Consider the following 14,683-nt stretch of genomic DNA (forward strand, 5'->3'; position numbering starts at 1 on the left):
GTGATCTGACTGGTTGAACCCGCCACCGCGGCCGGCCATTTCACCTGGCAGAAATTGAACGACCCCGTGGCCGAAATTGCATTCCACCAGCGGAAAACCGAGAACCGCCCGGCCGGAATGCAATTTCAGCGGTGGTGGCAACGGAACCGGCGGCGTTCAGCTGCGCGGCGCACCGTCGTGAGGACGATGTATGGTATACCAAGTCCCGTCGGGCTCTGCGGCTGACGCGGTCGAACAACGAGGAATCGCTCGACGGCTCGGGCGGATATGGGAGTGGCGCAGTGCAATTGGAGAACACCTTCACCGTCGCCGCTCCGCTGCCCGCGGTGTGGCAAGCGCTGCAGGACCCGCGGGTGGTCGCACCGTGCTTCCCCGGGGCCGCCCTGACCGAGTGCGACGGTGACTCCTTCAGCGGCGAGGTCAAGCTCAAGGTCGGGCCGATCACGATGAACTATCAGGGCAAGGGGTCCTACCTGGAACGCCAGGACGCCACCCACACCGTCGTCATCGATGCGCGCGGCCGGGATTCGCGGGGCCAGGGCACCGCGGCGGCCAAGGTGACCGGTGCACTGAATGCATTGAGCGACAGCCAGACAGAGGTGCGTATGCGCGCCGAGGTCGCCATCACCGGGCGCGCCGCCCAGTTCGGACGGGCGGTCATCGTCGAGGTCGCCGACCGTATCGTCGCCCAGTTCGCCGAACGGCTCGCCCGCACCCTGGCCGGGAACGGCTCCGGGGAGCGTCCGCCCACCGGAGCGGCGGCCACCGGCTCGGCTGTGCAGGACTCGGACTCGCTGGACATGCTGACCGTCGTCGTGGTGCCCGCCCTCAAGCGCGCCCTGCCGGCGATCGCGACGGTGACCCAACTCGGCCTGCTCACCGCGATTCTGGTGTCGGTCCGCCGTCTCGGGCCGCGGCGATGAAGCCGGCCCGGTTCTCCTACTACCGGGCCACCACGGTGGCCGACGCGATCAGCCTGCTCACCGAGTTCGGGGACGACGCGAAGTTGATCGCGGGTGGTCAGAGCCTGACAGCCATGATGGCGTTCCGGCTCGCCCGCCCGGAACACCTCGTCGACATCGCCCACATCGACGGTCTCAACGACATCCGCAGGGACGGTACAGCGCTGCGGATCGGCGCGCTCGTCACCCACCATGCCGTCGAGAAGGCCGACCTGGGACCGGAGTTCGCCGTCCTGTCACGCACCATGAGATGGATCGGACATCTGCCGATCCGCACCAGGGGCACCGTCGGCGGCAGCCTGGCTCATGCCGACGCGACCGCCGAGTGGTGCAGCCTGGCCAGGCTGCTGGACGCGCAGATCGTCGCCGAGGGTCCGGCGGGCCGGCGCACCGTGCCCGCCTCCGAGTTCTTCCTCGCCCCCTACACGACGGCGTTGCACCCCGACGAGATGATCGTCGAGATCGTCTTCCCCCGGCCCGCCCCGCATGCCGCGCTGGCCGAATACGCGGACAGGCAGGGCGATTTCGCGATCGTGTCGGCGGCCGTCGACCTGGCCGGCCGGCCGAACCGGCCCGGACCGCCGTGGGTGGTGCTCGGCGGGGTGGCCGGCACGCCGCTGGCGGTCGAGGTGGACGACTCGGTGTGGGACCCGACGGCCGCCGACCGGTACAGCCGGGTGGCGGCCGCGGTCGCGACACAGGTGGAGATCCGCGACGACGGCGAGTTCGACGCCCATTACCGGCGCGGTCTGGTGCGGACCCTGGTGCAGCGGGCATGTGAGGAGGCAGCGGCGTGAGCGCTCGGCAAGCCGGCGGCAGCACGGGCAACGGAACGTGGGTCGGCGCCTCGGTGCCGCGCCGCGAGGACCCGAGGCTGCTGACCGGCCGGGGCCGCTACGTCGACGACATCGCGGTCCCGGGCATGTTGCACGCACAGTTCGTGCGCAGTACCGAGGCCCACGCCCGCCTCCGCTCGGTCGACCTGTCCGAGGTGCGACATGTTCCCGGCGTGGTGGCCGCGTTCACCGCCGACGACCTCGGCCTGGCCGATCTCGTCGGGCGGTTGAACCGCCCCGAGAGCGAGTTCCGCACCACCCCGATGCCGGTGCTGGCCCGCGACGTCGTGCGCTTCGTCGGCGAGCCGATCGCGATCGTGGTCGCCACCGACCCCTATGCCGCCGAAGACGGACTCGAAGCGGCGGTGGTCGACTACGACCTGCTGCCTCCGGTCATGACCGAACAGGCCGCGCTGGCCGCCGGTGCGCCACTGCTGCACGCCGGGGCGCCCGACAACACCTTCGTCGACGTCACGATGTTCGCCACCGACGGGATCGACGAGATCTTCGCCCGTGCCCACACCGTCGTGGAGATCGAGCACCGCAGCGGACGCCAGAACGCGCTCCCGATGGAGACCCGCGGCGTGGTGGCGGAGTGGGTCGACCGCGACGAGCAGCTGCTGATCCGGGCCAGCACCCAGATCCCCCACATGCTGCGGGACAGCTTCGCCAACAGTGCCGGCATCGATCAGCGGCACGTCCGGGTGGTCACCCCCGACATCGGCGGCGGGTTCGGTCAGAAGGCCGCCGTGGGCCGGGAGGAGCTGGCCGCCGCCGCGGCGGCGCTGAGGCTGCGCCGACCGGTCAAGTGGATCGAGGATCGTCGCGACAACCTGACCGCGGCGTTCCTCGCCCGCGAGCAGCACTTCAAAACCCGCGGTGCCTTCGACGAGAACGGCCGCCTGCTGGCCCTCGACAACGACGTCGTGTGCGACATGGGCGCCTACTCGGTGTTCCCGTTCACCGCGGCGATCGAGCCGATGATGGCAGCCACCGAGTTGCCCGGCGTGTACGTGGTGCCCGCCTACCGGATCCGGTCCCGCGCCATCGCCACCAACAAGGCGCCGACCGCCGCCTATCGCGGCGTCAGCCGCCCGCAATGTGTGACCGTGATGGAACTGCTGATGGAGCGCGCCGCGCGCACGCTCGGCGTCGACGCGCTGGACCTGCGGCGCCGGAACCTGATCACGGTGTTCCCCTACCGTGGCGTCAACAACATCACCTACGATCCCGGCTCCTATCTGGAGTCGTTGAACCTCTGTGAACAGACGCTGCGCGACGAAGGATGGTACGACCGCAAGCGCGAGGCCGCCGCGCAGGGCAGGATTCTCGGCATCGGCTACGCCTGCTACTCCGAACGGACCGGGTTGGCCTCCGGCGCCTTCTCCGAGCGCAAACCCCGCGCGCTGATCAGCTTCGACCTGTCCGACATCACGATGGACACGTCCGGGTCCGTGCGGGTCACCACCGGCACCCTCTCGCACGGCCAGAGCCACGAGACCACGATGGCCCAGATCGTGGCCGACCGGCTGGGCCTGCCGATGGACAAAGTCAAAGTGGTGCAGGGAGACACCGAGAAGATCACCTACGGCTTCGGTTCCTTCGCGAGCCGCTCGATCACCATCGGCGGCAGCGCCGTCGCCATCGCCGCCGTCAAGCTCGCCGACCAACTCTGCGCGCTCGCAGCACATCTGATGGAAGTCGACGTCACCTCGGTCGAACTCGACGGGGACGGCGGGGTGCGGGTCCGCAACCACCCGGACAAGAGGATGTCGTTCGCCGACCTGGCTTTCGTCGCCTATCTGCAGTCGACGAAACTGCCCAAGGACATCGGACCCGGGCTGCGCGCCTCGGCCAGCTTCGACCTGGCTGCTGAAGGCGTGTTCTCCAACGCCACGCACGGCGTCGTCGTCGAAATCGACAGCGGCACGGGAGATGTCGCGATACTGCGCTACATCTGCGTCGAAGACGTCGGCGTCGCGATCAACCCGCAGGTCGTCGAGGGACAGGCCCGGGGCGGCATCGCGCAGGGCATCGCCAGCACGTTGTTCGAGCAGGTGACCTACGACGCCAACGGCCAGCCGCTGTGCCCGACGTTCATGGAGTACAAGGTGCCGACGGCGATGGAGATACCCGACATCCGCATCGAGCATCTCGAGACGCCGAGCGCACTGACCGAGACCGGTGCCAAAGGCGCGGGCGAGGGCGGCACGATCGGCGTACCGGGCGCGGTTCTCAACGCGGTCAACGACGCGCTGCGGCACACCGGCGTCGAACTGGACAGCACACCCATCCCACGCGAACTGGTCTACCGGGCACTGGAGAATCCACTGTGCTCACCGCTGGAGGCGATGGCCTCCGATCACCCGAGGGGGCTCGATGGCTGACGTGCAGCTGATTGAATTGTCGGTCAACGGGACTCGCCGCGAAGTGATCGTCGAGCCGCGGCGCACGCTGGTGGATGTATTGCGCCACGATCTCGGCCTCACCGGAACTCACGTCGGATGTGAGCACGGCATCTGCGGCGCGTGCACCGTGCTGGTTGACGGTGCCCCCGCCCGCGCGTGCCTGATGTTCGCAGCGCAGGCCGAGGGCTCGGAGATCCGCACCGTCGAATCACTGGCCGGCGAGGACGGCGCGATGAACGATCTGCAGCAGTGCTTTTCGGAGCATCACGGCCTGCAATGTGGTTTCTGCACGCCGGGTTTCCTGATGCTGGCCGAGGGCTATCTGGCCGAGACGCCGCACCCGAGCCGGGAAGAGATCCGCGAAGTCGTCGCCTCGAACCTGTGCCGCTGCACCGGCTACCAGACCATCGTCGATGCGATCGCCGACTGTGCCGAACGGCGTCGCTGCGGCGTCGGCACCGCCGCTCAGAACGGCACCGCGTCCAGCGAACGGACCACCGAGTAGCCCTGCGCCGCAGCCTCACTCGCACCGTAGCGGTCCAGCAGCACGGCCGACAGACCCGCGCCCAGTGCACCGTGCACATCGTTGATCAGCGAGTCACCGATCATCAGACACTCTTCGGGTGCCACATCGATTGCAGTGCAGGCGGACCGGAAGGCCCGCGGGTCCGGTTTGGCGCTCGGCAGCTCCGAGGAGGCGAACAGCGGCAGACCGAACGACTTCAGCGTGGTGGCCTCCACCTTGCGCCGCTGATCGCCGGCGTCACCGTTGGTCAGCAACCCCACCGAGAGCCCGGCCTCCAGCGCCCTGCGCACCGCACGCTCGGCGTCGGGGAAAGCCCGCCACGCCCGGCAGTAACTGTTCCAGTACGCGTCGAACAGCCGGTCGGCTTCGCCGTCGCTGAGATCGAGAGGGCTGAACACGTCCCGCACCCGGGCCCGGCGCTGCTCGACCTTGGTCAGCTCACCCTTCTGATACCGGCTGTAGTAGTGGGATTCCAAGCGGTACCACGTCTTCTCCAGATCCTCGGCCGGCATGTCCAGGCCCGCGTACCGGCCCCATTCCCGCAGCGCGTCCCGCGCGGCACCGCGATGGTCGAGCAACGTGTCGTCGAGATCGAAGAGGATCCCCCTGGGCCGGCGGGGCAGGTGCGCGGTGCTCAATCGGATCCGGAACCGAGGATGTGCTCGCTCATCAGTCTGGCGGCCAGTTCACCGTCACGCGCTTCGAGGGCGTCGATGAGCCGTTCGTGCTGCTGCCACGACTCCCCGTGCCGACGTGCGGTCATCGGACCGAGCAGGATCGACTGCCACAGCAACCTCATGATCGACAGCAGTATCGGTGACTCAGCGCACTCGTAGACCTTGAAGTGAAATGCCCGGTTCGCCTCGGCGTAGCGGGGGTCGTCATCGCTCATGTCGGCCATCACCGCGTTGAGCGCCCGCAATTCGGCGATCTGTTCTTCGGTGATCACGGCGGCGGCGAACTTGGCTCCCAGCGCCTCCAGCGCGGCGCGGATATCACCGTGCTCCCGCTGGACCCCGACACTCGACTTGGAGACCACCGCCCCGCGGTGCGGATCGATGGTGACGAGGCCTTCGGATTCGAGTCGCTTGAGCGCCTCCCGCACCGGGGTCTGGCTGACCCCGAATCGCGCGCCGATATCCCGCTGCCGCAACGCATCGCCGGCCTGTACCTCACCGCTGATGATCATCTGACGCATCAGCGCGCAGACGACATCCGCCTTGGACGCGAACACTGGCGCGGTCATACCGGTAGTCGGCTCAGGTGTCATTCCAGACCTCCGTGATCCTTCGCGCCGCCGCGCGCTCCCCACAATCGCCGATGGTATATCACCGGGCCGGGGGCGGTTGCAGCGCTGCGCTCACCGTGACCCGACCCAGCCGGCCAGCCGGCGGTCGAGCGGTTTGAACGCGATGAACTCCACTGCCCGCATGATCACCACGAAGATCAGCGCATAGGCGATCATCTCCGCGGGCCGCAGCAGCCGGAACGAGTAATAGATCTGTGCCCCAACACCGTTCGGCTGCGTGAGCGCTTCCATCAGCACGACGATCTTCCAGGAGAACGCCAGCGAGGTCCGCATCGAGGCCAGCGCGATCGGGGCGATCTGGCGGCCCAGGACATCGACGAAGTACGAGCGTCGTGAGAGCTTGTAGACCCGGCTCATCTCGTCGAGGTTGCGGTCGCGGTTACGGACCCCGCTGTCGGCCCCGTGCACGACGAAAGGAATCACGGCGAGCACCAGCGCGAGCATCCCGACCTCCTGGTCGGTGCCCAGCAGCAGGACCGCGAAGATGAAGTACATCGGGTCGGGGATCGCCAGGCCGACCACGACCAGCGGTCGGGCGAAGGCTTCGAACGGCCGCCACAGCCCCATCGCCGATCCGATCAGGATGCCCAGCACCGTCGCCGCGACGAAAGCGATCAGCAGTCGCAACAACGTGATTCCGAGATCGCTGTACGTGCTCGACCGGCCGAGCAGCGACACGATCGCCTCGGCGATCGCGGGTATTCCGGGAACCCACCCGGAGGACATGAACGCCACGACCTGCCAAGCGGCCACGATGAGACCGATCGCCACGACGACGGACAGCGGCTTGGCGCGTTCCCGTTTCGTTCCGGCGGCCGACGCCGCGCCGGCCAACGGATCCGTGGTGTCCACGGTGCTCATTCGGCACCCCAGATTTCGAGCACCCGCCGCACCACATCGCCTTCCAACTGTGACAGCGCGGGGCTGTCGTAGTCCCGTGGCCGGGGCAGCTCCACGTCGATGATCTCGACCAGCGACGCAGGTCCCTTGGTGAAGATGGCCACCCGGTCGGCGAGGAAGAGCGACTCCCGGATCGAGTGCGTCACGAACACGAAAGTGCGGTTGGTGCGGTGCCACACCTCCAGCAGTTCGGCGCGCATGGTGCGGGCCGTCACCTCGTCCAGGGTGCCGAACGGCTCATCCATGAGCACGACGTCGGAATCGATGGACAGGGCACGGGAGATCGAGGCGCGTTGCCGTTGCCCGCCGGACAGCTGATTGGGCCACCTGTCGCGCAGGTGCTCGATCTGCAGCATCGACAGGTACTCGGTGATCCGCTGCTGCCATTCGGACTTCGGGATCGACGTCGCCGCGAGCACGGTTTCGATGTTCTGCGCCACGGTCAGCCAGGGCAACAACCGGTGCTCCTGGAAGACATAGCCGATCGACGGTGCCGTGGCGCGGGAATGCTGACCGACCGACTGTCCACCCACGCTGATGCTGCCCTGGGACACTCCCAACAGACCGGCGGTCGCCTGCAGCAGAGTGGATTTCCCGCAGCCACTCGGGCCGAGAATTGCCAGGAACTCCCCCGCCCGGACATCGAGGCTGATGTTCTCGACCGCCACCGCCCCGTTCGGATAGGTGACCTCGACGTCGCGGAAGCTGATCTGCGGCTCGGCGTTCCGGCTCTGCACGTCAACGGACATCTTGGAACCTCCAACGCATGAAGTGGTTCTCCAAAGGTCTGAGCACCACGTATTCGACGAACAGCAGGATCACGACGAATGTCACGATCCACAACACCACCTCGTCGATGAGGAAACGGTCGTACGCCTTGGTGAAACTGGCTCCCATGCCGCTGTTGACGGCGAACACCTCGGCGAGGACCACGACGCGCCACGCGTGCGCGTTCTCACTGCGCACCGCGGCGAACGCGTACGGGATCAACTGCGGGACGACGACTTTGCGGAGCCGACGGCCCCGGGAGAACCGGTAGACCTCGGCCATCCCGTCCAGCCTCGGATCCATCAGTTGCAGGCCGCCGCGCAACGTGATCACCATGAACGGCCAGATGACCAGCACGACGACGGCGTAGACGCCGATCTCCGAGCGGTGAAAGATGAACAGCGCCAACAACGCTGCCACGGTGCTCGGAATCGCGATGGCCAGCGACACGTACACGTCGACGACCTGACCGACCAGCCCGCCGCGCAGGCTCAGGATGGCACCGGCCAGGCCGAGCACCAGACCGATCACGACCGAGATGACCACGCGCTGAAACGTCGCACCGATGTTCCGGTAGATGTCGGGGTCGGAGAAGAACTCCGTTGCGGCGCCGGCGACCTCGGGGATGGTGGGGAGCAGATCGGAACTGGCGCTCCACACCTGCCAGGCCAGCACCACCAGGGCGAGCGCGAGCACGGACAACAGCTTGTCGCGAAGCCGGGCCGCGGCGGAGCGGGAACTCCGCCGCGGCCGCTTCGACCGTCCGGCGCCGGGGGTGGCCGTCACCTGTGGACCGACGGAACCCGTCGGAAGCGTTCTGCTTCGGCCGGTCACGATTCTTCGAGGTTCACCGCGACAGGTTGTGCGGGCATCGCGTCGATGAGCAGCTTGCGATCGGCGAACAGCTGCAGCCAGTCCATCGTTCCGTCGACGTCCTGCTGGGACCACTCGGTGGGATAGCAGGGCAGATCGGCGCAGTACTTGACGAAGGCGTCGAGCTCGGCGTCATCGCGCAGCGCCAGGATCTCCGCGTACTTCGGCTCCTTCAAGATCTCGTAGTTGCTGTCGGCGATGACGCCCACGGCCTCGAACCATGCGTCCCGCGCCTTGAGCGCCAGGTCCCGGTTCTCATCCAGCCACTCGGTCCTGGCAGCCAGCAGCGCCAAGTTGGGTGAATAGCCGCCGGTGTGCTCGGCCCACGCCTTCGCCGGTTGGAAGATGTACTTACCGGGCCCGATCATCGTCGCTCGCAGGGCGAACGGCTCGTAGTCGAAGATGGCGTCGACCTGACCCGAGGCCATCAGTTCGGGCAGCGCCGCGGCGCCGGCCTCCCGCAGGTCGAGATCGTCCTGGATCTTGATGCCGTACAACTCTTCGAACATGACGTTGATCGCGGTGGTGGTCCCGGTGTCGAGCCCGAAGTGGCCGACCCGCCGGCCACGCAGGCCCTCGGGATCGTTGATGCCGGACGCGTCGGAGGCGACGACGCCGGTCATCATGTTGAGGGCTCCCGCGAATCCCACCGCGTTCTTGCCCTCCTGCTGCGCGATCGCCAGGCTGATGCCGTCCTGATCGGTGGCGATGTCGCTTTCGCCCAGCAGGAACGTGCTCAGGCTGGCGTCGGGGTCGACGACGACCTCGGCCGCCTGGAAGCCGTGCTTCTTGTCGATCCCCTGATCGATCATGATCTGCAGCGGGATGGAGGCCGGGTCCGATTCGAGCACCTGGAACCGCACCACCGGCGTGCCGTCGTCACCGCCGGCGTCACTGCCGCCGCCTCCTGTGCTGCATGCGGTCGCGGTGACCAGCATCGCCATTCCTAGCGCAGCGGCCGCGAACTTCTTCGCTGTGTCGGACATCGTTCCAACTCCCTTGGGCAGACCCTGCGCCCGCACTGACACGGACGACAAGGTGAACACTAACTGGTGTATGGTATGTAATGTTTCATTTCGGCCGGATTACGTGACGTTACGTCCTGACACTCACTCGGTTGCGGTGCCGGCGCCGGTCATCGACGCCGATATCGACCTCGGATCGCGCGGGGTCCACGTCCCGTTGCTCACGCCGAGGACGAAGCGTTCGACGAAGTGGTTGAACAGGGCCGGCTCCTCGATGTTCGAGACGTGACCGGTGCGGGGCAGGATGGCCAGGCCCGCCCTGGGGATCGTGCGTTTGAGCATCAGGTCGGCTTCGAGGACACCGTTGTCCTCGTCGCCGGCGATGATCAGGACCGGTGTCTCGCACCTGCGGAGTTCCTCGGTCATCTCGAACAGCATGGGCCGGGTGATCTGAACGTTGCGCATGGTCAGGGCGGCGCCCACCGGGTCGTGTTCGGCGAGGATGCGGACGTGCTCGGCGTGGCCGCGCGGGTCCTTGGCCTCGAACTGCACGCGGGCCGGGCCAACGCCGTACCACCGCGACAGACTCTGCGACCCCTCGTTCTCGAAAGCGTCGGCGATCAACGCTGATTCGGCCCGGAACGTCGGGTTGATCGCCGGGTCTGCACCGTAGCCGCACCCGGCGACGACGGCTCCGATACAGCGCTCGGGCATGCGCAGTGCGAAGTGCAGCGCGGCGAACCCTCCCATCGAATTGCCCACCACGTACGCCTTGTCGACGCCCGCCCCGTCGAGGATCGCGGCGATGTCGGCGGCCGCCCGGCCCTGACTGTAGTGGGCAGGGTCGGCGGGGACGTCGGACGGCGGAAAACCGCGCGCTGCGAACGTGATACAGCGGTACCAGCGGGAGAAGTGCCGCATCTGGGGCTCCCACGACCGGTGATCCCCGCCGAACTCGTGGACGAACACCATGGGGATCCCGGCGCCCGCCTCTTCGTAGTAGAGCCGGAAACCGTCATCGGTAGGGGCGTACGGCACGGTGTGTCAGCGCTCCATCAGTGGCTTGCGCTGTCCGCCGTCGATTGGGATGTGCGCGCCGTGCAGGGTGGTTGCCAGGTCCGAGGCCAGGAAGGCGACCAGCGCGGCCACCTCTTCGGGCTGGGTGATCTTGCCGACCGGGATCGAGGCCTCCGCGCGCCGGCGCGCCTCCGCCTGATCCACGCCCATGTCGCGGGCGAACGCCTTCTCCAGCGTGTCCCAGCGGTCTGTGTCCACGGGCCCCGGGTTGACGGTGTTGACTCGAATTCCCTTGGGCCCGTATTGGTCGGCGATCGAAGAGGCGAAGTTGATGTCAGCGGCGTTGGCGGCGCCCGCGGTCATCTCCCAGAAACTCGGCTTAAGGCCGTCATTGCCGACGACGAGCACGATCGAGCCCGATCCGGCCTTGACCATGTGCGGCACCACGGCGCGCACGGTCCGGACATAGCCGAGGAACTTCAACCCCAGGCTCTCCAGCCACTGTTCGTCGGTGAGCTCCTCGAGAAGCCCTCCCGGCGAGCTGCCCGCACAGGTGACGAGGATGTCGACCGACCCGAGCGCGTCCATCGCCTCCGCCACGCAGCGATTCACGTCCTCGGTCCGGCTCATGTCGCCGGCGAGCGGAACCACCTTGCGTCCAGTGGAATTCGAGATCTCCTTGGCGGTGGCCTCCAGGTCCGACGCCGTGCGCGCGGTGATCGCGACGTCGACTCCCTCACGGGCGAGTTGCCACGCCACCGCGCGCCCGATCCCTTTGCTGGCGCCGGTGACGAGAGCCGTCTTGTCGGTGAGGTTGAGTTCCATGGTTCCCCTTCTGATCGGTGATATTTGGTATACCATAGCGCGGTATTAGCGCTTGCGCAGCGGAACCGCGCCGGAGAAGTTCTTCTCGTTCTGCGCCCGTTCCACCCGCAGACGCGTGAGAAGCTCCGGCGCGGAGGCGATCTGCTTGATCCGTGCCGTGGCGCCGGCGTCGAGAGCGGCCAGCCCGTGCAGCAGCTCGGTCGCGGCGGTATCGGGTTCGGCCGAGATCTCGTCGGCCAACCCGTACTGCACGGCCTCGGAGGCGCGCAGCCACCGCTGCCCGAGCATCAGGGACAGTGCCCGCCCGCGGCCCACAAGGTCGGGCAGAATCCAAGCGCCCACTGCCAATCCGTGTGCCGGGCCGGCCCATTTCCACGCCGCCTGGGGACCGGCGATCCGCACGTCCGCCGCCGCGGACAGCTGTGCGCCGCCGCCGACCGCCGGACCGTCCACGACCGCGATGACCACGCCGGGCCGGGTGACCATCAGCTCGTAGAGCGCGTAGAGCCGGTCACTGACCAGCCGGCGTTCGTCATCGTCGATCCGCAGATCCGCGCCGCTGCAGAAGATCCCGGCGCGGCTGCTCCGGATCACCGCGACCGCGGACGGATTCTCCCCGAGCGCCGCGCTGATCGCGTCGACGGTGGCCAGTCGCAACGAGTTTCGCCGCTCCGGGGTGTTGAGGCTGAGCACCACCGCCCCTGCGGGCCCGGCCGTCGACTCGACACCGGGGCCGCTCACGAAAACGCCGCCACCCCGGTCAGCGCCTTGCCGATCACCAACGCATGCACTTCCTCGGTTCCCTCGTAGGTGAGCACCGATTCGAGGTTGGTCATGTGCCGGATGACCGGATACTCCAGACTGATGCCGTTGGCGCCCAGGATCGTTCGCGCAGTCCGGCACATCTCGATCGCCGCGCGGACGTTGGCCAGCTTCCCGATGCTGACCTGCTCGGGCCGCAGTTGCCCGGCGTCCTTGAGCCGGGACAGGTGCAACGCCAGGGTCAGTCCCTGGCTCAACCGGACTGCCATGTCGGCGAACTTCTGCTGCGTGAGCTGGAATCCGGCGATGGGCTTGCCGAACTGTGTCCGGCTGCCCGCATAGTCGAGTGCGGCTTCGAAGGATGCGCGTCCGGCGCCGAGCGCGCCGAAGAGGATGCCGAACCTGGCCTCGTTGAGGCACGACAGCGGGCCCCGCATCCCGACGACACCCGGCAACACGGCATCGGCCGGCAGCCGGACGTCGTCGAAGACGAGCTCTCCGGTCGCCGACGCCCGCAACGACATCTTGTGGTGGATCTCGCGCTGCTCGAAACCGGGGAGTCCGCTGGGCACGACGAATCCGCGGACGCCCTCGTCGGTCCTGGCCCACACCACCGCGACGTCGGCGATCGAGCCGTTGGTGATCCAGGTCTTGACCCCGTTGAGAATCCAGTCCGGACCGTCCCTGCGCGCGCTGGTGCGCATGGACGCCGGATCCGACCCGCTGTCGGGTTCGGTGAGGCCGAAGCACCCGATGTACTCGCCGGACGCCATACCCGGCAGCCACTGCTGCCGTTGTTCCTCGGAGCCGTAGGTCCTGATCGGGAACATGGCCAGCGAACCCTGCACCGAGACGAACGACCGCAGCCCCGAGTCACCGGCTTCGAGCTCCAGGCACGCCAGCCCGTACGCGGTGGCCGACGTCGCCGCACAGCCGTACCCCTCCAGATGCATACCGAGCAACCCGATGTCGCCCAGCGGCCCGGCCAGCTCACGGGCGGGGAAACGGCCTTCCTCGAACCAGTCCGAGACGCCGTCGAGCACAGCCGATCTCACGAACTCGCGCACCGTCTCGGTGATCGCCTGCTCGTCGTCGCTCAGCATCGTCTGCAGCCCGATCGGATCCACCGGGGACAGTGCCGTCATCGCATACCCTTCTCTCGTGCTGATCGCTCGATCATCAATGCTGTTCTGAGGCAGGCATCTTCGCGGCCCGGCGGCGCCATGACCTGGACACCGACGGGCAGTGCTCCGGCGCCCGTCGCGGGCACCGACACCGCCGGGATACCGGTCACGGCGGCCAGGGCCGCGTAACGCGTCAGCGCGGCGTCGACGTGCTCGGGCCTCCCACCGAGTTCGACGGTGGCCGCTGTGCGCAACGGCGCCACGCACGGGGACATGGGCGTCAGCATCACATCGACGTCGTTGTCGGCGAAGAGTGCGGCGGTTTCCGCCCTGAGCGTGCCGGCGGCCCGGTCGAGGGTGTCGTCGTCCAGCGCCAGGTCGGCACCCAGCGTCAGCAGCGCCCGGGCTTCCGGGCCGTAGCCGTGCGGGTGGCCGCGGACGTCGTCGCCGTACAGCGCTTCCGAGCAGACCAGCATGCGCAGCAGGGACACCCCGGCGCTCAGCCGCGGAAGCACGGTGTCGATGTCGACGAGGGCGGCGCCCGTACCGACCAGCGCGGCGATGGTGGCACGGTAGGCGTCCTCGACCGCGGTGTCGATTCGGCCCAGGTGCGAGAGGTACCCGATCCGCCAGCCGCGCAGGTCGGCGTCTGCGGGCATCACCGTGGCGCCGGTCAGCGTTTCGAAGAGCAGCGCCGTGGTCTCGACACAGTCGCCGAGGGGGCCGACGACATCCTGCGCGGATGCGAGTTCGGTTACCCCGGCCCGACTGATCATGCCGTGGGTGGGCCGCAGGCCCACCACGCCGCACAGTGCGGCCGGGATGCGGATCGAGCCGCCGGTGTCCGTGCCCAGCGCGCCTGCCGTCACTCCCGCGGCGACCAGCGCGGCCGATCCGCCCGACGAGCCGCCGGCCATGCGCCGGGGATCCACCGGGCCCTCGATCGTCGCGGTGGTGACCCCCCAGGCCATCTCGTGCATCGCCGCCTTGCCGGCACACCGGGCGCCGTGGTCGGCCAGTGTCTGCCACGCCGTCGCGGACACGATGGGAAAACGCCATTGTCCGCCCGGCGTGCCGTTGCGGGTGGGCAGCCCGGCGACATCGATGTTGTCCTTGACCGCCACCGCGAGACCTGACAGCGCACCGGTGCGGGGCTGACCGTCAGCCGAGGGCGGGCCGACCAGCCAGCCACGGTGGCCGGCGGTTCCGGAAGCGTCCGGCGATGCCGAATGCTGCGGCACCGCAGCGGATCTGGTCTGGCCGCGGCGCCCCTCCGGCCACCGCGGATCACGCTTCGGCTGCACGACCTCGAGGGCGGTGGATGCCTCATCGAGATGGCCGAGGTGCCGGTGTCGCCGCCGATGAGCTGGTTGCCCGAACGCGTGGCGCTGGCCATCGCCTTCCCGCG

Annotated in this window: 15 protein-coding genes; 4 read left to right on the top strand and 11 right to left on the bottom strand. The window is 68.2% G+C overall.

The genetic code is table 11. The features are described 5' to 3' along the window. Positions 1-281: 281 nt before the first annotated feature. The 4 genes from ASJ79_RS05440 to ASJ79_RS05455 are packed head-to-tail and all read left to right on the top strand — an operon-like array spanning position 282 to position 4,711. Positions 282-923, top strand: a complete 642-nt coding sequence (locus ASJ79_RS05440; RefSeq protein ID WP_082753675.1) for an SRPBCC family protein — start codon at positions 282-284, stop codon at positions 921-923. Then, positions 920-1,759, top strand: coding sequence for a xanthine dehydrogenase family protein subunit M (locus ASJ79_RS05445; RefSeq protein ID WP_067953720.1), 840 nt, complete (start codon positions 920-922; stop codon positions 1,757-1,759). Before ASJ79_RS05440 ends, ASJ79_RS05445 begins: the two co-directional genes overlap by 4 nt. Continuing rightward, a complete protein-coding gene (locus tag ASJ79_RS05450; RefSeq protein WP_067953721.1) occupies positions 1,756-4,185 on the top strand; it encodes a xanthine dehydrogenase family protein molybdopterin-binding subunit in 2,430 nt (809 codons plus the stop codon). The genes ASJ79_RS05445 and ASJ79_RS05450 overlap by 4 nt, the downstream gene beginning before the upstream one ends. After that, positions 4,178-4,711, top strand: coding sequence for a (2Fe-2S)-binding protein (locus ASJ79_RS05455; RefSeq protein WP_067953722.1), 534 nt, complete (start codon positions 4,178-4,180; stop codon positions 4,709-4,711). The genes ASJ79_RS05450 and ASJ79_RS05455 overlap by 8 nt, the downstream gene beginning before the upstream one ends. Here the strand turns inward: ASJ79_RS05455 and ASJ79_RS05460 are convergent. The 11 genes from ASJ79_RS05460 to ASJ79_RS05510 all read right to left on the bottom strand — a co-directional run bounded on the left by ASJ79_RS05460 (position 4,672) and on the right by ASJ79_RS05510 (position 14,579). Continuing rightward, a complete protein-coding gene (locus tag ASJ79_RS05460) occupies positions 4,672-5,370 on the bottom strand; it encodes an HAD family hydrolase (RefSeq protein ID WP_197420084.1) in 699 nt (232 codons plus the stop codon). The two genes, ASJ79_RS05455 and ASJ79_RS05460, sit on opposite strands and share 40 nt — an antisense overlap. Then, on the bottom strand, positions 5,367-5,978 hold the full coding sequence (locus tag ASJ79_RS05465) for a GntR family transcriptional regulator (RefSeq protein WP_197420085.1): 612 nt from the start codon (positions 5,976-5,978) through the stop codon (positions 5,367-5,369). The genes ASJ79_RS05460 and ASJ79_RS05465 overlap by 4 nt, the downstream gene beginning before the upstream one ends. 114 nt (positions 5,979-6,092) lie before the next feature. After that, a complete protein-coding gene (locus tag ASJ79_RS05470; RefSeq protein WP_067953723.1) occupies positions 6,093-6,902 on the bottom strand; it encodes an ABC transporter permease in 810 nt (269 codons plus the stop codon). Then, positions 6,899-7,690: an ABC transporter ATP-binding protein gene (locus ASJ79_RS05475; protein ID WP_082753677.1), complete on the bottom strand. Its 792-nt coding sequence runs from the start codon at positions 7,688-7,690 to the stop codon at positions 6,899-6,901. The genes ASJ79_RS05470 and ASJ79_RS05475 overlap by 4 nt, the downstream gene beginning before the upstream one ends. After that, a complete protein-coding gene (locus tag ASJ79_RS05480; protein ID WP_067953725.1) occupies positions 7,680-8,495 on the bottom strand; it encodes an ABC transporter permease in 816 nt (271 codons plus the stop codon). The genes ASJ79_RS05475 and ASJ79_RS05480 overlap by 11 nt, the downstream gene beginning before the upstream one ends. Before the next feature lie 44 nt (positions 8,496-8,539). Next, positions 8,540-9,568 carry an ABC transporter substrate-binding protein gene (locus tag ASJ79_RS05485; RefSeq protein ID WP_082753679.1) on the bottom strand — a complete coding sequence of 343 codons (1,029 nt, stop codon included), beginning with the start codon at positions 9,566-9,568 and terminating at the stop codon, positions 8,540-8,542. A gap of 123 nt (positions 9,569-9,691) precedes the next feature. Further along, positions 9,692-10,585, bottom strand: coding sequence for an alpha/beta fold hydrolase (locus ASJ79_RS05490; RefSeq protein WP_067953727.1), 894 nt, complete (start codon positions 10,583-10,585; stop codon positions 9,692-9,694). A 6-nt stretch (positions 10,586-10,591) separates the two neighbouring features. Continuing rightward, entirely contained in the window at positions 10,592-11,389 is a 798-nt protein-coding gene (locus tag ASJ79_RS05495; protein ID WP_067953728.1) for an SDR family NAD(P)-dependent oxidoreductase, read from the bottom strand. Positions 11,390-11,434: 45 nt separating this feature from the next. After that, positions 11,435-12,130 carry an enoyl-CoA hydratase/isomerase family protein gene (locus ASJ79_RS05500; RefSeq protein ID WP_067953729.1) on the bottom strand — a complete coding sequence of 232 codons (696 nt, stop codon included), beginning with the start codon at positions 12,128-12,130 and terminating at the stop codon, positions 11,435-11,437. Beyond that, the gene (locus ASJ79_RS05505; protein WP_067953730.1) at positions 12,127-13,296 is read right to left on the bottom strand and encodes an acyl-CoA dehydrogenase family protein; all 1,170 of its coding nucleotides are present in this window, start codon (positions 13,294-13,296) and stop codon (positions 12,127-12,129) included. The genes ASJ79_RS05500 and ASJ79_RS05505 overlap by 4 nt, the downstream gene beginning before the upstream one ends. Beyond that, positions 13,293-14,579: an amidase gene (locus ASJ79_RS05510; RefSeq protein WP_082753681.1), complete on the bottom strand. Its 1,287-nt coding sequence runs from the start codon at positions 14,577-14,579 to the stop codon at positions 13,293-13,295. Before ASJ79_RS05510 ends, ASJ79_RS05505 begins: the two co-directional genes overlap by 4 nt. Positions 14,580-14,683: the final 104 nt, after the last annotated feature.

The organism is Mycobacterium sp. NAZ190054, assembly GCF_001545925.1.
In the GTDB taxonomy this organism is placed as follows: Bacteria; Actinomycetota; Actinomycetes; order Mycobacteriales; family Mycobacteriaceae; genus Mycobacterium.